Below are 19,177 nucleotides of genomic sequence, written 5' to 3'. Positions count from 1 at the left end.
CGTCCTTCCGATCAGTGGCGCTTGGGGTCGAAGGCGTTCTGGGCCGCCTCGCCGAGGAAGATGAAGGCGAGAACCGCCAGGGACAGGAACAGCGAGGGGAACAGCAGCATGTGCGGCGCCGACCTCACATATCCGAGACCGGAGGCGTCGGAGATCGACACCCCCCAGGAGATGGCCGGTTCCTGCAGGCCAATGCCCAGATAGCTCAGCGTCGCCTCGATGGCGATGTAGGTGCCCAGGTTGATGGTGGCGACCACCATCACCGGTGCCATCGCGTTGGGCAGGACGTGGCTGAGGATGATCCGCCAGGGACGGGCGCCCAGGGCGCGGGCCGCCTGGATGTAGTCGTGGGGCATCACCTGGAGCACCGAGGATCGCATCAGTCGGGCGATCGAGGGCCAGCCGAGAATGGCCAGGGCCGCGACCACCTTGAGGACCACCACGATGTAGGGGGTGCCCACCTGGTTGGGGAAGGTGTACAGGATGATGATCCCGCCCAGCAGCAGCGGGATGGCGTAGAAGATGTCCCCGGTGCGGCCCAGCAGGGTGTCGATCCAGCCGCCGTGGAATCCGGCGACCAGACCCACCAGCGACCCGATGATGGCGGTTCCCAGGGTGGCGAGGATGCCGACCAGGATGGAGGAGCGGGCGCCGTGGATGGTGCGGGCGTAGACGTCGCAGCCCTGCACGTCGGTGCCGAACCAGTGGACCGGGGAGGGCAGGTGGCGTGCCGCGGACAGGTCGCAGGCCCGCGGATCCTTGCTGGTGAAGACGCCGGGGAACACCGCCATCACGATGAAGATGACGATGAGGACCGCCGAGATCCAGAACAGCGGGTCGCGGCGCAGATCCGACCAGGCGTCGGTCCACAGGGAGCGCGGCCTGGTGCCGGAGACCGGCCCACCGGTGGTGGCGTCGATGCCGGTGAGGTCGGCGTCGAGGGCGGGAGCGGCCGATGCGGCGTCGGTCCCGACCAGCTCCGTGGTGTTCGGGTTGCTGTGCGGTTCAGTCATGGCTGATCCTCGGGTCGAGCACCCCGTACAGCAGATCGACGAGGAGGTTGGCGAGCAGGTACACCAGCACCAGGCAGGTCACCGCTCCGACCACCGAGACGCCGTCTCGCTGATTGATCGATCGGAAGATGAAGTTGCCGATGCCGTTGACGTTGAAGATGCGCTCGGTGACGATGGCGCCGCCCATCAGGGCGCCGAAGTCGTAGCCGATGTAGGTGATCACCGGGATGAGGGAGTTGCGCAGGGTGTGGACGGTGACGGTGCGCAATCCCGACAGTCCCTTGGCCTTGGCGGTGCGCACGTAGTCGGCGTGCTGGTTCTCGATGAGGTTGGCCCGTGTCAGGCGGGCGACGTAGGCCACCGACAGAGCTCCCAGCACGAATCCTGGTAACACCAGCTGATTCCAGGAGCCGTCTCCGGCGGTCACCGGGAACCAGCCGAGCTTCATCCCGAAGACGAGCTGGGCCAGGGAGCCGATGACGAAGATCGGGATGGAGATGACCACCAGGGAGGAGACCAGGATGAGGTAGTCGAGGAAGCGCCCGTTGCGCACCCCGGCGATGACACCGGCGGTGATGCCGATGAAGATCTCCACCAGCAGGGCGATGATCGCCAGCTTCACGGTCACCGGGTAGCGGGCGGCCAGTTCGCTGACCACCGTGTTGCCGTAGAAGTTCACGCCCAGATCGCCGCGCAGCAGCTTGGCCATGTACAGGCCGTACTGGACGATCAGCGGCTGGTCGAGGTGGTACTCGCGGCGGAAGGCCGCCACATATGCCGGCGGGCAGGGCCGCTCGCCGCAGCGCCCGGCGGTGGGATCGCCCGGCAGGGCGAAGACCAGGCAGAACAGGATGAAGGTGGCACCGATGACCACCGGGATCATCTGCAACAGCCGTCGGATGACGTATTTCAGCACTTCTGTCTCCTCACAACCGGGGACGGTCCGCCGGAACGCAGTCCGGCGGACCGTCCGTGGTCACACCATGTGGGTCACTTGACGCTGATGGCGGTCAGGTCGATCGTGCCGAACGGGGTGAGTTTGACGTTGGTCACCTTGGTGGACCAGGCGAAGGGGGTCGAGACGGTCCACAGCGGGATCGCCGGGATCCGGGTGGCCAGCATGGCCTCGGCCTCCTGGTACAGCTTGTTGGCCTGGGCCTCGTCGGGGGCGGCGGCCGCCTCCTTCAGCTTCGCGTCGAACTCCTTGTTGGAGTAGTCGCCGTCGTTCGAGGACGCCCCGGTGGCGTACAGCGGGGTGAGGAAGTTCTCGATGGACGGGTAGTCCATCTGCCAACCGGTGCGGAAGAAGCCCATCAGCTCGCGCTTGGTGACCTGGTCGCGCAGGGTCTTGAAGTCAGGGGTGACCTTGAGCTGGCAGTTGAGACCGAGGTCGTTCTTCCAGCCGTTGCACACGGCCTGGGACCAGGCCTTGTGGTCGCCGTCGCCGTTCACCGCGATGGTGAGGGTGCCCTTGTAGCCGCCGGCCTTGTCGTAGAGGGCCTTGGCCTTGGCCTTGTCGTAGGTGCACCACTGACCGCACTGGCCCTTCTTGTACCCGTCGACCACCGGGGAGACCCAGCCGTCGGCAGGGGTGCGCGAACCGGCGAAGATCTGCTTGGTGACGGTCGCCCGGTCGATGTCCATGCTCAGGGCCTTGATGAGGTCCTGGTTCTGGAGCTGCTTGTCCTTGCTGGACGCCGTGATGGTCTGGGTCACGCCGGACTGGCGGATGCCCCACCGGTTCGGCAGGTCGTTCTTCCACTGGTCGTTGGTGAGCTGATCGGTGGGGATCAGGTCGGAGACGTCCAGGTTGTTGGCCACGACGTCGTTGTAGGCCGGGCCGGCGTCGTTGTAGACCTTGTAGGTCACCTGGTCGACGTGGGCCTTGTTCTTGCCCGAGTAGTCCGCGTTCTTCTTGAGGACGATCTGGGTCGCGGTGTTCTGGGTGATGGTGAACGGACCGGCGCCGATCGGGGACTTCTCCCACTTCTTGTTCGTCGGATCCTTGAGGAAGGCGTCCGGCAGCGGGGCGAAGGCGGTGTAGCCCAGGCGCACCTTGAGGTTGGAGACCTTCTCGGTGGTGGCGATGGTGAAGGTGTGGTCGTCGACGACCTTCAGCCCAGACATCGTGGTGGCCTTGGGCTTGGTCTTGCACTCCTCATCGGCGCACTGGACATCGGTGTATCCGGCGATGGGCTCGAAGAAGTAGGCGTTCTGCTGGGCGTTGGGGCCGTAGGCGTCCCAGTTCCAGGCGTCGACGAAGTTCTTCGCCTTGACCTCGGTGCCGTCGGAGAACTTGTAGCCCGGGTTGAGCTTCACCGTGAAGTTCTGGTTGTCGGTGGTGTCGATCGACTTGGCGATGTCGAGCTCGGGGGCCGCGGTGTCGGAGTTGTAGTGCACCAGCTTGGCGGTGACGGCGTCCAGGACGTTTCCGCCACAGACCTCATTGGTGTCGGCGGGGATGAGGGGGTTCTGCGGAGTGCAGCCGCGGACGGTGACCGAGCCGCCGTCCTTGGCGGGTCCGCTGGCGCCGGCGGGCTGGGAGGCGCTGCTGGAATCATTCGGGGCGGCAACGTCCTGACCGCAGCCCGCGAGCAGCATCACCCCCGACAGGGACAGTGCCACGAGTGGCGAGGTTCTACGCATCAGTGTCTCCTCGGAGAGGGGTAGAGCGGAGCCGGTCTGGTTCCGCTGACCGTCCCGGTGCACTCGAAGCCGTGTGCCTCGGGATGGACTTCGCCAGAGTTTGCCCTGAGTCCGCGAGGCTGATGCCAGGTTTCATCGTTGCGACACAGCATCGTTAGCAATTTGCAACCAACGACTGACACAGTGCGCCATCCGTGCGAGATTGCTCACGTGGTGTCGGGGATGCGGCTCTCCTTGGCGCGGATGAGGTCGATGGTGACGACGGTGCCGATCATCGCCCCGCGGTGCAGCGGAGGAAGATCGGGGGCCAGGTGGAGGAGGTACCGGTCGCCTCCCATCAGGGCTGCGGACAGACCGGCCATCCGCCGGGCCACCCGGGCGGCGACCGCCTGTCCCTGACTGATGGTGAACTCGAGACCGAACAGGGAACCGGCGCACTGCAGGACGCTGCCGTCGCTGAGCTCGACCCGGAGCTTGCGGGACAGCACGGAGAACTCCTTGGTGATGGTCGCCGTTTCCGTCGCTGACGGTGAAGGTGTCGCGGGACAGGACGTTCACCGGATCGGAGAGCCGCAACACTGGGCTCCCGTTCTCCAGGACGGTGAGTTCCCGTGATCCGGCGAACAGCCGCGACATCGTCGATCCCTCGGTGTGGATCGAGGCCAGCTGTCGGCCGCCGGTGTCGCAGATGGCGAAGTCGTTGGCGAGGAAGGAGCGGATCTGCTGCAGGACGAGGACGTTCTGGTCGACGAGAGCCATGGGGACATCGTCTCGTGCCCGGCGGGACGAGCCGGGAGGACACACCGTCGCGTATTCTGTCAGGTAGTTGACAATTAGGTGTCCGAGGTGGATTCTTGATGTACGTCAGGTACCTGACAATTATTCCATGAAGGACGAGAGGACCACTTCCATGACCGACAACACGAACTCACCCGGGAATCCGGACACCAACCCGCCGCAGGATCAGCCCGGGAACTCCTCCGAGAGCGCCCACGAGGTGCCGACCGACAGCCGGACCCCCGGGACCGGGCAGACCGACCCGCGACGCCTCGCGGCGGAACGACTCAGCTACCTCGCGGTGCTGCAGTTCCAGAATCGGCGGCGAGGACGCCGGGGAGCCGAGCCGTGGCGGGACCCGCGGCACGGGCAGGGGCGGGTGCTGGCCCTGCTGAAGCTCAAGCCGGAGATGACTCAGCGCGAACTGACCTATCTGATGGGGATGTCGCGCCAGTCGATCGCCGAGCTGTTGCGCAAGCTCGAGGACCAGGGGCTGGTCGAGCGCACACCCTCCCAGGAGGACCGGCGCGCCGTGCTGGTCAGCCTCACCGAGGCCGGCCGTGAGATCGACCAGAGGGACCCCGATCGCTCGTCGGGGACCGGTCTGCTGGACTTCCTCAGCGACGAGGAGGCGGCCACCCTGGCCGATCTCCTCGGCCGGGTCATCGAGGAGCTGGAGGAACGCGCCGGCATCGACGTCGAGCACCGTCGCGAGATGGTCGCCGAGTTCTGGCGGTCCCGGGCCGGTGGACGTCACCCGCACGGTGGTCCCGGGCAGCACGGTGGTCCCGAGCAGCATGGTGTTCCCGGTGAACACGGTGGTCCGCATCCGCGCGGCGACCGTCCTGAGCCACCCGGCTTCCCAGACTTCCCCGGCGTCCCGGGGTTCCCGGGTTTCGGCCCCTGGGGTGGGCCCGGCGGCGCTCCGGTGCCTCCGCCCGAGGGGTGTGGCGGTCCGCACGGGCACGGTCCGCATGGACACGGGCCGGACGGGCACGGTCCGCGTGAGCACGGGCCGTATTGACACGGGCCGGACCTCGGACCCCGGTGGGGAGGGGATCGACCGGGACGGTGATCGCACCTGCGCGAACTCGTCCTCGACCCGACCACAGGAACGACCAACCAGCCGGACGCCCACCCGGCCCAGCGCCGGGCAACAAGAAAGCCGGACCTACGAGAACGTAGGTCCGGCTTTCCCGATGTCGTGAGACATCACATGGTCGGGGTGACAGGATTTGAACCTGCGACCTCTTCGTCCCGAACGAAGCGCGCTACCAAACTGCGCCACACCCCGATGGTTCGTGCGAACTGCTTCCAGCCCTCAGAGCCGTGGGCCAGCTTAGCCCAACCGCATCGTGGGACACCAATCGAGGTGGCAGCGGGCGCTGTCAGTCCTGGCGGGGGACCAGGGTGAGCAGGCTGGCCTCGGGTCGGCAGAAGGTGCGGTAGGGCGCGAAGGGGGAGGTTCCCAGACCCGCTGAGACGTGCAACCAGGAGGTGTGGTCGCCGGCCCGATGGGTCGACAGCCCCTTCACCCGGGCGGGGTCCAGATCGCAGTTGGTGACGATCGCGCCCTTCAGCGGCAGGCAGACCTGACCGCCGTGGGTGTGGCCGGCGAGGATGAGATCCATCCCGTCGGAGGCCATCGCGTCCAGAACCCGGAGATAGGGGGCATGGGTGACGCCGATGGTGAGATCGGCATCGGATTCGGCCGGTCCGGCGACCCGGTCGTAGTGGTCACGGTCGTGGTGGGCGTCGTCGGTGCCACGGAAGGCGATCGTGCGACCGGCAACGGTGAGCCGTCCGCGCTGGTCGTCCAGATCGAGCCAGCCCGCCCCGGTGAAGGCGTCCCGCAGCCTCTCGTGGTCAAGCTCGGCGAGCATGCCGGTGCGCTGGTGGGAGCGGCCCCGCAGCAGATACTCCAGGGGATTGCTGAAGGTGGCCTTGAGGTAGTCGTTCGACCCGAAGACGAACACCCCGGGCCGCGCCAGGAGACCCGACAGGCAGTCCAGCAGTGACTCCAGGGCGGCGTCGGTGCAGAAGTTGTCCCCGGTGTCGACCACCAGATCGGGCTCCAGGCCGGCCAGCCGCGAGACCCACTCCTGCTTGAGGCGCTGTCCCGGCATCAGGTGCAGGTCGGAGATGTGAAGGATCCGGATCGGCGCGGATCCCGGTTCCAGAACGGGAACGACAACCCGCCTCAGGGTGAACTGGTGAGCCTCCCAGAACCCGTAGGACAGTCCGGCACCCGCCAGCCCCAGGGTTCCGGCCGTCACCAGGCCGGTCCGACGCGCCCAACCCATCCCGGTCACCGCCGGCCGCTGGAGGCGGCGGAGGGCCCGCTCGTCGCCCGGCTGCTGGACTGGCTGGGCTGGGACTGCTGAGTGCTGCGCGAGGAGGTGGCGCTGGACGACCCGCCCTGGGAGCCGCCCTGGGACTGGCCACCGGAACCTCCGGTGGACTGGGTCTGAGGCGGCAGGATCGGAGCGGGTCCCTTGGAGATGCGCAGGTAGATCGTCGCGCCGAGACTGGCCTTCCCGCTGGGAGAGACTCCCAGGAAGGTGCCCTCGGGGGTGTCTGAGGTGACCCGCCAGGTCTGGGTGGCGAAGCCGGCCTTGTTGAGCGCCGCCTGGGCCTCGTCGTAGGACATGTTGGAGGTGTCCGGCAGGGAGATCTGCTTGCCGTTGATGATCGAACTGGTCGGATCGGTGAAGGAGGTCTTCGGCTTGCCCGCCAGCACGGCCGCCATCGCCTTGCGATAGATCTGACCGGCGTCACCACCGCCGGAGCCCTGCAGGTACTCACCGGTGGACAGGCTCAGACCCTTGACCGACTTCTCGGTGCGGCCACGGAAGTAGGGGCTCGACTTGTCGGCGGCGATCAGCGCCACGCCGGCGGCATTCGGGGTGTATCCGGCGAACCACACCGCCTCGTTGGAATCGGTGGTTCCAGTCTTGCCGGCCTGCGGGTAGCCACCGGGAATGGTGGCCGGGGCGCCGGTGCCGTTCATGACACCCTGGAGGACCGAGTTGACGCCGTCGGCCACCGACTGGGAGACGACCCGCTTGCAGGAGGCGCTCGGCACCTGGAGGGCGGTGCCCTCGGCGGTGTTGATGGACTTGATGATGACCGGGTCGCAGTGGACGCCGCGGGCGGCGAAGGTCGCGTAGGCGGCGGCCATCGACAGCGGCGTCACCTCGGCGGTGCCGAGGGTGAAGGACGGGATGTACTGGTACTCCTTGACGATGTCCTTGCCGTTGGACAGCTCGACACCCGCCTTCTGGGCCATCTTCGTGACATTGCACAGGCCGGCGTCGCGCTCCAGCTGGATGAAGTAGGTGTTCACCGAGTAGGCGGCGGCCTCGTAGAGGTCGATGTTGGTGGAGTGACCCACCGAGTTGCTCACCTCGAAATCACCGGCCTTGAAGGATCCACGGCAGCTGGTGAAGGTGTCGCCGGTGAAGTCCATCGGCGAGGAGGCGGTGTACCGGGTCCGGATGGAGTAGCCCTTCTCCAGGGCGGCGGCCATCGTGAAGGTCTTGAAGGTGGAACCGGCCTGGTAGCCCTCGGCTCCGCCCATGTCCTGGGACGCCATGTAGTTGTAGTAGGTCTGTCCCGTCGACGAGCCCATCACCGGACGGGACTGCGCCATCGCCAGGATCAGCCCGGTGCCGGGCTGGACGATCGCGGTCCCGCCGATCACCGGGTCGACGGCACCCACCATCGAGGAGACTGCCGACTGTGCGGAGGCCTGGGCCTTCGGATCGATGAGCGTCCTGATGGTCAGACCACCGCGCTCCAGCAGACGTTCGCGATCGTCACGGGTCTTGCCGAGGGCGGGATTGGCCATCAGGCTGTGGCGGACGTAGTCGCAGACGAAGGGGTACTTCGAGGCGATGCAGCCCTTCCGCGAGGTGGTCACCTTCGACGGGTCGAAGGCCACCTTCTTGGCCGCCAGCTCCTCGGCGGCGGTGATGACGCCGAGCTGCTTCATCCTGGCCAGGACGACGCCGCGTCGGGTGATGGCGGCGTCGGGATTGTTCACCGGATCGGTGGCCGTCGGGTTCTGGACCAGACCCGCGAGCATCGACGCCTGGGGCAGGCTCAGCTTGTCGGCGGTGGTGCCGAAGTAGTGCTTGGCCGCCGCCTGGACGCCGTAGGCGCCGTCGCCGTAGTAGGCGATGTTGAGGTAGCGCTCCAGGATCTCCTTCTTGGAGTACTTCTTCTCCATCGCCACGGCGTAGCGCAGCTCCTGGATCTTGCGGGAGAGGGTCTGCTCCTGAGCCTCGTTGACGCCGGCCTGGTCGCCCTTGGCCGCGGCGGCCTCGATGCGGACCTGCTTGACGTACTGCTGGGTGAGGGTCGAACCGCCCTGGGTGGAGGAGCCGGCCACATTGGACAGCAGCGCCCGGCTGGTGCCGCGGAAGTCGATCGGACCGTGCTCGAAGAACCGGTTGTCCTCGATCGCGACCTGCGCCTTCTGCATGATCGGCGAGATCTTGTCCAGGGAGACGTACTCGCGGTTCTCGGCGTAGAAGGTGGCCAGCAGGCTACCGTCGGCCATCAGGATCCGCGACTTCTGGGCCGGCGGGTCGATCGACATGTCGGCGGGCAGGTTCTCCAAGGAATCGGCCCCGGCGCGCGCCGTTGCGCCGGTCATCGCTGCGAAGGGTACGACGAAACCGGCCATCAGGAGACCAGCGAGAATGCTGACGACTCCGAACATGGCCAGTGAGTACAGCTTGCCTGACTTGGGGGAACCCATGGGCCCAAGGTTACGCGAGGATTCTGACAGTTCCGTGGTCGTGGCCGTCATCATGGCGATGACAACGGGATTTGCCGCATCCTGGGATACCGGCCGGCCCCAGATCCGGGTGCAGGCGTCCGCCGGACCCCAGTGTTGACAGTGTCCTGCCTTGTCAAGTGGCAGTCCCGCGGCGTACGTTGTCACTTGTGACCGGCAACGAGGCTGAGGAATGGACTCTTCTCGCAAATTGTCGCGGCATGGAGGATGCTCTGTTCCCCGAGGGGAAAGAGCAACGCATCGCCCGACGGATCTGCGCTGACTGTCGCGTGCGCGCAAGATGCCTCGCAGAGGCCCTCGACAACAGGATCGAGTGGGGAGTCTGGGGCGGTATGACCGAACGGGAGCGCCGCAGACTGCTGCGGGAGCGTCCCGATGTGAGCAACTGGCGAGCGGTGCTCGGCGCCGAATCGACCAAGTGCCGCACCGCCGGGGGCGCGGCTGGTCGCGTCCAGTAGTCCCGAGTCCCGTCCGGTGATGCCGCCCTGTCCGAGGGCGGGCACTGAGGGCCGGGAATCGGCGTGGCGATCCTCTACGCTGAGGGTCATGACCCGATGGGAATACTTCACCGCACCGATCCTCACGCACATGTCCCAGCAGATTCTCAACAACTTCGGCGCCGACGGGTGGGAACTGGTCCAGGTGGTACCCGGCCCCAATCCCGAGTCGCTGGTCGGCTACTTCAAGCGTCCGCTGCCCGCTGCGGAGCAGGGATGAGCGTCACCCAGAGGCTCGCCGAGCTCGGACTCGCGCTCCCCGCGGTGGCCGTACCGGTCGCCGACTACGTGCCTGCCGCCCGCTGCGGCCAGCAGATCGTCACGGCCGGGCAGCTTCCCTTCGTCGAGGGTCATCTCCAGGTGACCGGCCATGTCGGGGCCGAGGTCGATGTGGAGACGGCGGCCGGACAGGCCCGGATCGCCGCCCTCAACGCGGTGGCGGCGGCAGCCGCCGAGGCCGGCGGGATCGACGCCATCCGAGCAGTCGTCAAGGTTGTCGTCTTCGTCTCCAGCGCACCGGACTTCACCGGCCAGGCGGCGGTCGCCAACGGCGCCTCCGAACTGCTCGGACAGATCTTCGGGGAGGCCGGCCGACATGCCCGCAGCGCGGTCGGCGTCGTCTCCCTGCCGTTGGCCTCGCCGGTCGAGGTCGAGCTGACGGTACAGGTCTGATCACGCGGCTGGTCTGATCGAGGGGCGGGCCTGATCCGGCTCAGTCGGCGATCGCGCGCAGTCCCTCCCGGTCGACCACGACGACGGTCCTGGGCCGGGAGGTGATCCAGCCCCGCTGGGCGAAGTCGGTGAGCGCCTTGCTCACCGTCTCCCGGGAGGACCCGACGGCCTGGGCCAGCTCCTGCTGGGTGAGGTCGTGGTGGATCACCAGGTTCCCGGTGGCCGGATCGGTGCGGCCGAAGCGGTCTGCCAGATCGAGCAGGATGTAGGCCAGCCGACTCGGGACACCGCCCACCACGAAGTGGGCGGTGGTGTTGTCCGAGCGGCGCAGGCGCTCGGAGAGCCTGCCCAGCAGAGCCAGCGCGACGTCGTGCTTGGACTCGACCAGATCATGCAGGTCGGATCCGGGCACTCGCAGCAGGCTGGCGTGGGTGAGAGTGGTCGCCGTGGTCGAGCGGGTGCCCCCGTCGACCAGGGAGAGTTCCCCGAACATGTCCCCCGGCCCCATCAGCCACAGCAGGGACTCGCGGTGGGGAGTGCGTGCGCCGGGATTGGGGCGGGTCAGTTTCACCTTCCCCGAGACCACCAGGAAGAGATCGCGGGCGGGATCGCCGGCCTCGAACAGGACTGCACCACGATGACAGACGATCACCTCGGAGATGTCCAGGATGTGGGAGATCGATTCCTCATCCAGAGCGGCGAAGAACGGCTGGCCCGCCGCCGTCGCCACCACATTCGTCGTCATGCCGATCCCCTCCGATTCGTTGAGTGCGGCGTCGTCCACGGTCGTTGTGGACGTCTGCCGGCCATCCCGGCGAGTGGCGCCGGTGGGTCCCATTGTGGCATTGCTCACACGGTGCTCGAAGGATGGTGGGGCAGAACCGGTGTCGGCGTGCTGCTGCCTCCCGGACAGCTCTGCCGGCAGGAGGAACTAGGCTTGCCGAGGTGACAGCCGTCCGAACCCCGGGTACCTCTCTGGCCACGCGACGTCGACGAGCCCGGGCGATGTACGCGAAGCTGGCCGCCTGCTACCCGGACGCCCACTGCGAACTCGACCACGAGGGCCCCTTCCAGCTGCTGGTGGCCACCGTGCTGTCGGCCCAGACCACCGATCGCAGGGTCAACGGGGTGACCCCCGTCCTGTTCGGTCGCTGGCCCGACCCGCAGTCGCTGGCCGGGGCCGACAGCGCCGAGGTGGAGCAGGTCATCAGGCCGCTCGGGTTCTACCACACCAAGGCCGCCGCGGTGATCGGGCTGTCGGAGGAGCTGGTCGACCGTTTCGACGGCGTCGTGCCCGCGCGGATCGAGGACCTCGTGACGCTGCGCGGGGTGGGTCGCAAGACCGCCAATGTGGTCCTCGGCAATGCCTTCGGAATACCGGGAATCACCCCTGACACCCATGTCATCCGGGTCACCCGCAGGATGGGCTGGACCTCGGCCACCACACCCGACCGGATCGAGGCCGAGATCGGTGAGCTCTTCGACCCGAAGGACTGGGTGAGGCTCTGCCATGTGGTCATCTGGCACGGCCGACGCCGCTGTCACGCCCGGCGTCCGGCCTGCGGCGTCTGCCCGGTCGCCGCCCTGTGCCCCTCCTTCGGGGAGGGCCCCACCGATCCCCAGGAGGCCGCCCGACTGGTGAGGGAGCCCAGGCGATGACGCCGCCCAGCCGTCGGCCCAGCTGTCGGTCTGCCCGGCCCGGCAACCGGTCGACAGGCCGCGCGACCGCCTGGCTGGTCGCTGCCGTGATGGTCCTCGTCCCGCTCGCCGGCTGCTCCCTGCAAGGAGCGTCGTCGGGTGCCCCGACCCACTCCTCGACGACCGTCCCGTCCTCGAGGACCGACTCCTCATCCACCGCCTCCTCGGCCCGGGCGGCGGCCGGTATTCCGGACTGCCCGGCCGGGGGCGGGGGAGATGCGACGTCATCCGTCGAGGCCCTCGGGAGGGCCGTCGTCGGGGAGAAACTGCCAGACGTCGTGCTGTCCTGCATCGGCGGGGACCGAAAGATCTCGGTTCGCGCCGCCCTGGCCGGACGGCCCCACGTCATCAACCTGTGGGCCAGCTGGTGCCGCCCCTGCCGGGCCGAGGCGCCGATGCTCAGGACAGTCAGCCGACAGACCCCCGGGGTCGGATTCCTTGGCATCGACTACGGGGACCGGTCCAGCCCCGACGGCATCTCCTTCGCCGGGGCGGCAGGATGGAGGTACCCACAACTCGAGGATCCCGACGCCCTGACCCGCCGGGCGTGGGGAGTGACCGGGCTGCCGGTCACCCTCCTGGTGGCCGGCGACGGCACCGTCGTCTCACGGGTGGACGGCGCGTGGACCTCGGCCGAGGCCCTGCGCGCCGCGATCCGAACCGATCTGGAGGCATCATGACGATTCCCGAGCAGGCCGTCGGGGTGCTGCGCCCCGGTTCCCATCTGGACCGTCTGGCCCGTGCGGTGCAGACGGCGGGTTCTGCCCGCAACGCCACCGGCGGGGCTGCCGGAGGCGCCGATGTGCTGGTCAGGAGGTCGCCGGTTCCCGGTGGGCAGATCCGGCGCTCGGCGGTGCTCGCCCTGATATCGGACACCGACCGGCCCGACATCGTGCTCACCCGGCGCAATCCCCACCTGCACCATCACGCCGGGCAGGTCTCGCTGCCGGGCGGGCGGGCCGAACCGCAGGACGCCGACCTGGTGGCGACCGCCCTGCGGGAGGCCCATGAGGAGGTCGGGGTGCCCGCCTCGGCGGTCCGGGTGATCGGAGCGCTGCCGGCCACCCTGGTCGCGGTGAGCTCCAGCGACGTCACCACCGTGGTGGCCAGCTGGGACGGTTCGGCGCCGCTGGGGATCGTCGATCCCGGTGAGGTGGCGGGGATCAGGCGGGTGCCGATGACCGAGCTGGCAGACCCGCAGAACCGGGTGCGCGCCCGCCATCCCAGCGGTTTCCGCGGCCCGGCCTTCGTGCTTCCCGACCTCTTCGTCTGGGGATTCACCGCCCAGCTGCTCGATGAAATTCTCGAGCGCGGGGGGTGGGCGCGGGCCTGGGACCCCCGACGTCTGGTCGACATCCCGGCCGACTATCTCGGCCGGGGCCTGAACTCCTGAGCGGTCGGGGGGTGCCGGTCAGCCGATCTGCTTGTCGGACTGACCCTGCTTGGCGGAGACGCCGGCCTTGCGCATGCCGTGCTGGAAGGAGGACTTCAGGGAGAGCACCGTCTGCTTCGCCTCGGCCACCGTCGCCTTGGGAGCCTCCACCTTGCCGACCTGCCACTTGCCGACCAGGGCGAGGATTCCCGCCAGGACCAGCAGGATCACGCCCAGCACGCCGAAGCCGACCACCAGGCTGAGCAGCAGGCTCCAGTCCCACAGGTGCTCCGCCCACAGGCTCAGGGCGAACCCGCCCGCCAGGAAGAACAGGGTGGCGGCATTGATGGCCAGGTACCCGGCACCGCCGAACAGGCCGCCCCCGACACCCGCGTGAATCGCCGCAGGCTTGATCTCGGCCTTCGCCAACGCGATGTTGTCCTTGACCAGCGACTGGCCGTCGCTCTTGAGAGTGGCGATGATGTCGCCGAGCTGGCTCATGTCTGCCATGGATTCCTCCGAATCAGCGGTGTAGTCGAGGATCACCCTATTCCACCGCGCTCCCGGCTGCCCACGGCGGCCCGGGAATGGCGTGCTCAGAGACGAATCCGCAGGCCGGCGTCGTCCACCTCGATCGAGGCGGTCAACTCGTCATGACTCACCCAGGCCCGCCAGCACTCCAGCTGGTAGGGCAGCAGCAGGCCGCCCGGTCCGGCGGAGTCCTGGTGGAGCTGTTCGACCTCCTCGAGCAGGGCGTTGCGGGCGTCCTCGTCCAGTCGCTGCACGGCCGGCAGGGCCTGTGCCATCGCCACCAGCCCCTGCCGGGGAACGGGCACCCAGACGCGGTGGCGACTGTGCTCGGAGGTGGGGAAGTACTTGCTGGCCAGCAGGGCCTCGACCGTGCTGGTGCCGTAGTCGCCGCTCATCGCCGAGGGATCGACGGTGTGCAGCAGGGCGGTGAGCCGACGCACCCACGGCACCGAGTCGTCGCGGGTCATCCAGGAGACGCCGATGCAGTGGCTCGGTCGCAGGACCCGGGCGATCTCGGAGAGGACCAGTCCGGGGGCCAGCCGGTGGAAGGACTGGTGCACCAGCACGGTGTCGAAGGAGCACGGGTCGAGGGGGAGGGACTCGGCGACGGCGCAGATCCCGGTGGCGCCGGGGATCTGGTGGCAGACGGCGGCGACTCCCGGGTCGCGGTGCACCGCGAACAGTTCGACACCTCGCCTGGCCAGCATCCGGCAGAAGGAGGGCGTGCAGTCCAGGGTGAGGACGCGGTCGCCCGGCCCGGTGCGTCCGCCGCTGAGCCAGTCGAGAGCCCGCGGGGGGAACTCGGGGGCGGAGGAGGATCGCATGGGCGACATTCTAGGAGGGCTGCGCGAGCCGGGTTGTCCACAGCTGCGCGGCGGACGGCCGGGTGCCTGGAGAGTTCTCCACAGATCGTCTCGGCAGCGGCAGATCGAGGGTCCGGCCGCTACACGTTCAGTGTGACGAGACGTCGAGCAGCGAGCCCCGGCTCGCAGAACCAGAACACCCGGGCCCAGAACGCGCCGGCGGAAGAGGTGCCCGGCGCAGACCGGAGCTCCGGGCACGGCAGGCGGGCCCGCGTGACGGTCCCGCTCATCAGCGCCGACCAGGCACTCATCGAGCTCGTCGGTTCGGTCGCCGCCAGTGTCGGCGTCGGGATCGATGCGGTTGCCGACCGAGGCGGGGCGATGGCGGTGTGGGGGGTCGAGGGGCCGGTGCTCATCGGCCGGGACCGGGCATCGGCGGTGGTGGCGTGGCAGCTGCCACGGCGCGGCGGCGACGTCCACCTGATCGGGGACGACGCCGCCGAGACGGCGCGCTGGTCGGCGGTGCTGGGGGCCAGCGTCATCGTGGTGCCCACCGGCACCGCGGTCCTGGTCGAGCTGCTGCGGGAGGGTTTGCGGGAGGCGGGAACCGGCGTCGTCCTGCTCATCGACCAGACCAGCGGGGGGCTGGGCGCCAGCACCCTGGCGGCCGGCCTGGCACGGGAGGCGGCGGGCCAGGGGTTGCGCGCGGCCCTGGTGGAGCTGGATCCCGGGGGCGGCGGCGCCGACCTGCTGCTCGGGGCCGAGCGGGAGGCCGGTTGGAGGTGGCCGGAGCTGGCCTCGGCGCGCGGTTCGGTCTCCGACCTGACCCCCCACCTGCCGGTCGTCGACGGGGTCGCCGTGGTGTCGGTGGGTCGTGAGTCGGTGGGCGTGCCACAGGTGGCGCGGGCCGCGGTGGTGCAGTCGCTGGCCGCGGAACACGATCTGGTGGTGATCGACCGGGGCCGCCTCGACGAGTCGCACCTCACCGGTCTGGGAATCGACACCCGACTCGAGGTGGTCGGCGCCGATCTTCGCTCGGTGATGGCCGGCCGGGCCAGGAGGATCTCACCCGATGACACGGTGGTGAGGCGCGGTCCCGGTCGGGGGATGAGCACCGCCGACATCGGCGCCCTGCTGGGAGGCGAGCCGGCCTTCTCGGTGCCGCACGACCGGCGGCTGCCCCGGGCCCAGATCGAGGGGGAGGCCCCCTGGGTGCTGGCCGGGAGGCGGTGGCGGCGCAGCTGTCGCGACCTGGTGATGGCGGTGCGTCATGGCTGAGCCGGGGGTGTTCGCAGAGGAGCGGCCCCGGCGCGGATGGTGGCAGGCGCCCGGGAGGGGCTCGGCGGTGCCGGAGCCGGCGGTCCCCGAGGTGGTCGAACAGGTGAGGTCCAGGGTGGCTGCCCTGGGACACCCCTGGACGCCGATCGACGTCGCCGAGGCGCTGGTCGGGCTGGGGCAGGTGGCCTCCGACTCCCTGGTCCTGGCGACCGTCGAGGAGTTGCGCCGCACCAGCACCGGGGCGGGCCGGTTGGAGCCGCTGCTGGCGATCGAGGGGGTCACCGACGTCCTGGTCAACGGCCCTGAGGAGGTCTACATCGACCGCGGCGTCGGACTGGAGAAGGTGGAGGTCGGGTTCACCGGCGCGGCGGAGGTCCGCGCCCTGGCCGTACGTCTGGCGGCCCGGGTCGGACGGCGCCTGGACGACGGCAGCCCGTGGGTGGACGCCCGGCTGGCCGACGGCACGCGGGTGCACGCGGTGCTCGATGTGCTCGCCGAACCCGGCACCTGCATCAGCCTGCGGGTCCCCTCCAGAAGGAGACTGAGCCTGACCGACTGGCGCGACGGCGGTGGTCTGGCCCCCGGCTGCCTGGAGGTGCTGAGGGAGATCCTGTCGCGGCGTCTGGCCTTTCTGGTGACCGGGGGAACCGGTACCGGCAAGACGACCCTGCTGTCCTCGATGCTGTCCGCCCTGCCGGGCGGGGAGCGGCTGCTGGTGGTCGAGGACTCCCGCGAGCTGGCGCTGGACCATCCGCACTGGATCGGCCTGGAGGCGCGGGTCGCCAATGCGGAGGGCCGTGGCGAAATCACCCTCACCGATCTGGTTCGTCAGTCGCTGCGGATGCGCCCGGACCGGGTGGTGCTGGGAGAGGTGCGCGGCGCCGAACTGCGCGACATGCTGATGGCCCTCAACACCGGTCACGAGGGCGGCTGCGGCACTGTCCACGCCAACGGCGTCGAGGAGGTGCCCGCCCGGCTGGAGGCGCTCGCCGCCCTGGGAGGCCTGCCGCGAGACGCCGCCCAGGCGCAGATCCATGCCGCGCTGTCCCTGGTGATTCACCTCACCCGCGGTCCCTCCGGACGTCGGGTCAGCCAGATCGGGGTGTTCACCCGGGGTGAGGACGGCGTGAGGGTCGAGACGGCGGTCTGCTGGGACGACGCCGGGTGCGGCCGCCCCGGATCGGGGGTCGACCGGCTCGCCGACCTGGTCGGCCAGGACCTGGTGGACGGTGTCCTTCCCGGCTCTTGGAGGTCGCCGTGACCGGGCCGTGGCTGGCCGCCGCGCTCGCCTTCGCCGGCGTCTGGCTGTTCCTGGGACCCAGGCGACGGGTGATCGTGACCGATCGGCGGGCGGCGGGTCGGGGTCCGGGCCGGTACCTGGTGGGTGGACTGCTGCTCGCGGTGGTGGGCGTCGTCCTGGTGTGGGGGCGGGCCGGTGTCATCTGGGCGGCCTCGGTGGCGATGATTGCCGCGACGGTGTGGAAGCTGGCGCACGACCAGCTGGACCGCAGCCGGCGCCAACGGCGCTCCCGACAGGTCACCGAGGCGGCCCGCGCACTGGCCGGTCGGCTGTCGATCGGTGAGGTGCCGTCCCTGGCACTGGCCTCGATCGCCGACGAGCTGGAGGTGCTGGCCCCGGCCCGACGCGCCCAGGAGGTGGGGGCCGATGTTCCGGAGGCGCTGCTGAGAGCCGCGCGCACCCCCGGTCAGGAGTCCCTGGCCGGGCTGGCACGGGCCTGGCGGATGGCCGATCTCACCGGAGCGCCGCTGGCCGGGGCCACCACGGCGGTGGCCGAGGCGATGAGCCGGCGCACCCGGCTGGAGGCCACCCTGGACTCCGAACTGGCCGGACCGCGGGCCAGCGGCAGGCTGATGGGACTGCTCCCGCTGGCCGGCCTGGGAATGGCGCAGATGGTCGGCGCCGAACCGGTGGCCTTCCTCACCTCCAGCTCTGCGGGTCCGCTCTGCGTGCTGGCGGCCGTGGCGCTGTCGTGCGGCGGGGTGCTGTGGAGCGAGGCGTTGGCCAACCGGGTCCACCGGGAGATGCTGCCATGAACGGGCTGATCATCCCCGGGCTGGACGCGACCGTGCTCACCGACCGGGGGTTCGCAGCGGTGCTCGCGGCGGTCCTGGCGGCAGTGGTCGGCCTGCTGGTCGTACCGCCCTCCCCGGTCTCCCGGATCCACCCGGTCACGATGCCGCCGCTGCCGCCGTGGGCCCGAGCCGTGCCCGGGGCCGCACCGGTGCGAACCCGGGTGCTGCTCGGCGTCTCGGCGGGTCTGGCCGCCACCCTCGCGGTTCCCCGGACCGGCTGGTCATCGCTGCTTGTCGGTGCGCTCGCCGGGGCCCTGGTGAGCCTGGCGGCCGGCCGTCTGGAGTCCACCGCGGCCAGACGGGAGAGACAGGCCCGGACCGTGATGATGCCGGACGTCCTCATGCTGCTGGCCGGCTCCCTGGAGGTCGGAGCGCCCCTTCGCACCGCGGTCGAGAGAGTCATCGAGTTCGGCGACGACCCGTGCACCCAGGACCTGCGCGGGCTGCACTCGCGGATCTCGGCGGGGGTGCCCGACGACCAGGCGTGGCGGACGCTGGCGGCCACCCCCGGATGGGCGGAGGTCGGGCGCGACGTGGCGCGAGCCGTCACCTCGGGAGAGGGGGTCGCATCCCTGCTGGTGGCCCACGCCCAGGAGATGCGCACCGCGGCGGCCGAGGCGGCGGAGAAGCGGGCCCGGAAGGTCGGGGTCAACGCCATCGTGCCGCTGGTCTGCTGCCATCTTCCGGCCTTCATCCTGCTCGGCGTGGTTCCGATCATCGCCGGCACCCTGTTCAAGGTGCTGTGAGGACTGGTCCCGCCAGAGAGACAGCGACGGTGTGCCGGATCGGCACTCCGTCGCTGGTCCGCGCGCTCCCCGAGAGGTGAGCGCAGCGCCAGGGCTCAGTGGTCAGGGCTCGGCCGTCCGGGCTCGGTCGACGGTGTTGTCCGCGACGGGACCGGCACGGCGCCGGACTCGGGGATGAGTCCGGGATCAGCGGAGTTGTCCACAGGGTTCAGGGGCCCTGGATTCGTATCCACAGATGTGGGTGCC

General features: G+C 69.5%; 19 protein-coding genes, 1 tRNA gene and 1 pseudogene. 11 read left to right on the top strand and 10 right to left on the bottom strand.

The annotated features are described in order from the left end of the window. Positions 1–11: 11 nt before the first annotated feature. The 4 genes and pseudogenes from H590_RS0102015 to H590_RS0102000 form a co-directional block, all read right to left on the bottom strand. Positions 12–1,013 carry an ABC transporter permease gene (locus H590_RS0102015; RefSeq protein ID WP_036980550.1) on the bottom strand — a complete coding sequence of 334 codons (1,002 nt, stop codon included), beginning with the start codon at positions 1,011–1,013 and terminating at the stop codon, positions 12–14. Continuing rightward, positions 1,006–1,929, bottom strand: a complete 924-nt coding sequence (locus H590_RS0102010; protein WP_028702242.1) for an ABC transporter permease — start codon at positions 1,927–1,929, stop codon at positions 1,006–1,008. The genes H590_RS0102015 and H590_RS0102010 overlap by 8 nt, the downstream gene beginning before the upstream one ends. A 74-nt stretch (positions 1,930–2,003) precedes the next feature. Further along, complete coding sequence (locus H590_RS0102005) at positions 2,004–3,659, bottom strand: peptide ABC transporter substrate-binding protein (protein ID WP_028702241.1); 1,656 nt, start codon at positions 3,657–3,659, stop codon at positions 2,004–2,006. A 206-nt stretch (positions 3,660–3,865) separates the two neighbouring features. Continuing rightward, positions 3,866–4,168 (bottom strand): annotated as a pseudogene (locus H590_RS0102000) (LURP-one-related/scramblase family protein); the annotation flags it as partial. 401 nt (positions 4,169–4,569) lie between these two features. Here H590_RS0102000 and H590_RS18835 point away from each other — a divergent pair. Further along, a complete protein-coding gene (locus H590_RS18835) occupies positions 4,570–5,460 on the top strand; it encodes a MarR family winged helix-turn-helix transcriptional regulator (RefSeq protein WP_051238066.1) in 891 nt (296 codons plus the stop codon). Between the two features lie 193 nt (positions 5,461–5,653). On the opposite strand, the gene H590_RS0101990 is transcribed toward H590_RS18835, so the two are convergent. The 3 genes from H590_RS0101990 to H590_RS14350 all read right to left on the bottom strand — a co-directional run bounded on the left by H590_RS0101990 (position 5,654) and on the right by H590_RS14350 (position 9,231). Beyond that, positions 5,654–5,730, bottom strand: a tRNA-Pro gene (locus H590_RS0101990). 94 nt (positions 5,731–5,824) lie between these two features. Then, on the bottom strand, positions 5,825–6,739 hold the full coding sequence (locus tag H590_RS0101985; RefSeq protein WP_028702239.1) for a metallophosphoesterase: 915 nt from the start codon (positions 6,737–6,739) through the stop codon (positions 5,825–5,827). Positions 6,740–6,744: 5 nt separating this feature from the next. After that, on the bottom strand, positions 6,745–9,231 hold the full coding sequence (locus tag H590_RS14350) for a transglycosylase domain-containing protein (RefSeq protein WP_051238084.1): 2,487 nt from the start codon (positions 9,229–9,231) through the stop codon (positions 6,745–6,747). A 158-nt stretch (positions 9,232–9,389) separates the two neighbouring features. Here H590_RS14350 and H590_RS0101975 point away from each other — a divergent pair, with 158 nt between their 5' ends. The 3 genes from H590_RS0101975 to H590_RS0101965 all read left to right on the top strand — a co-directional run bounded on the left by H590_RS0101975 (position 9,390) and on the right by H590_RS0101965 (position 10,409). Next, positions 9,390–9,698: a WhiB family transcriptional regulator gene (locus H590_RS0101975; RefSeq protein ID WP_097827195.1), complete on the top strand. Its 309-nt coding sequence runs from the start codon at positions 9,390–9,392 to the stop codon at positions 9,696–9,698. A gap of 88 nt (positions 9,699–9,786) precedes the next feature. Next, positions 9,787–9,957 (top strand): Sp36 family protein, encoded by a 171-nt coding sequence (gene sp36, locus H590_RS18225; protein WP_097798256.1) that lies wholly within the window; start codon positions 9,787–9,789, stop codon positions 9,955–9,957. Then, a complete protein-coding gene (locus H590_RS0101965) occupies positions 9,954–10,409 on the top strand; it encodes a RidA family protein (protein ID WP_028702237.1) in 456 nt (151 codons plus the stop codon). Before sp36 ends, H590_RS0101965 begins: the two co-directional genes overlap by 4 nt. Positions 10,410–10,449: 40 nt before the next feature. Here H590_RS0101965 and H590_RS0101960 read toward each other — a convergent pair whose 3' ends face one another. Next, positions 10,450–11,154, bottom strand: a complete 705-nt coding sequence (locus tag H590_RS0101960; protein ID WP_028702236.1) for a Crp/Fnr family transcriptional regulator — start codon at positions 11,152–11,154, stop codon at positions 10,450–10,452. Between the two features lie 260 nt (positions 11,155–11,414). Here H590_RS0101960 and nth point away from each other — a divergent pair, with 260 nt between their 5' ends. The 3 genes from nth (at position 11,415) to H590_RS0101945 (ending at position 13,500) form a co-directional block, all read left to right on the top strand. Beyond that, a complete protein-coding gene (gene nth / locus H590_RS0101955) occupies positions 11,415–12,068 on the top strand; it encodes an endonuclease III (RefSeq protein WP_028702235.1) in 654 nt (217 codons plus the stop codon). Positions 12,069–12,157: 89 nt separating this feature from the next. Next, on the top strand, positions 12,158–12,787 hold the full coding sequence (locus tag H590_RS14345) for a TlpA family protein disulfide reductase (RefSeq protein WP_245569813.1): 630 nt from the start codon (positions 12,158–12,160) through the stop codon (positions 12,785–12,787). Next, positions 12,784–13,500, top strand: coding sequence for an NUDIX hydrolase (locus H590_RS0101945; protein ID WP_084149197.1), 717 nt, complete (start codon positions 12,784–12,786; stop codon positions 13,498–13,500). The genes H590_RS14345 and H590_RS0101945 overlap by 4 nt, the downstream gene beginning before the upstream one ends. Positions 13,501–13,518: 18 nt before the next feature. On the opposite strand, the gene H590_RS14340 is transcribed toward H590_RS0101945, so the two are convergent. Then, positions 13,519–13,989, bottom strand: a complete 471-nt coding sequence (locus H590_RS14340; RefSeq protein ID WP_051238083.1) for a phage holin family protein — start codon at positions 13,987–13,989, stop codon at positions 13,519–13,521. Positions 13,990–14,075: 86 nt separating this feature from the next. Further along, a complete protein-coding gene (locus H590_RS0101935) occupies positions 14,076–14,834 on the bottom strand; it encodes a class I SAM-dependent methyltransferase (RefSeq protein WP_028702233.1) in 759 nt (252 codons plus the stop codon). A 207-nt stretch (positions 14,835–15,041) separates the two neighbouring features. Here H590_RS0101935 and ssd point away from each other — a divergent pair, with 207 nt between their 5' ends. From ssd to H590_RS19015, 4 genes are read left to right on the top strand one after another with little or no spacing between them, the layout of a single operon-like run. Beyond that, positions 15,042–16,091 (top strand): septum site-determining protein Ssd, encoded by a 1,050-nt coding sequence (gene ssd, locus H590_RS17765; RefSeq protein ID WP_414973659.1) that lies wholly within the window; start codon positions 15,042–15,044, stop codon positions 16,089–16,091. Beyond that, positions 16,084–17,352, top strand: a complete 1,269-nt coding sequence (locus tag H590_RS14325) for a TadA family conjugal transfer-associated ATPase (RefSeq protein WP_084149196.1) — start codon at positions 16,084–16,086, stop codon at positions 17,350–17,352. The genes ssd and H590_RS14325 overlap by 8 nt, the downstream gene beginning before the upstream one ends. 44 nt (positions 17,353–17,396) lie before the next feature. After that, positions 17,397–18,146 (top strand): type II secretion system F family protein, encoded by a 750-nt coding sequence (locus H590_RS19020; protein ID WP_414973660.1) that lies wholly within the window; start codon positions 17,397–17,399, stop codon positions 18,144–18,146. Next, positions 18,143–18,931, top strand: coding sequence for a type II secretion system F family protein (locus H590_RS19015; RefSeq protein ID WP_232020909.1), 789 nt, complete (start codon positions 18,143–18,145; stop codon positions 18,929–18,931). The genes H590_RS19020 and H590_RS19015 overlap by 4 nt, the downstream gene beginning before the upstream one ends. Positions 18,932–19,177 lie beyond the last annotated feature (246 nt).

It is taken from the genome of Acidipropionibacterium jensenii DSM 20535, assembly GCF_000425285.1.
Lineage (GTDB): Bacteria > Actinomycetota > Actinomycetes > Propionibacteriales > Propionibacteriaceae > Acidipropionibacterium > Acidipropionibacterium jensenii.
Note: the sequence above shows the minus strand (reverse complement) of the source record. Positions and strands in the feature narration are given on the sequence as shown.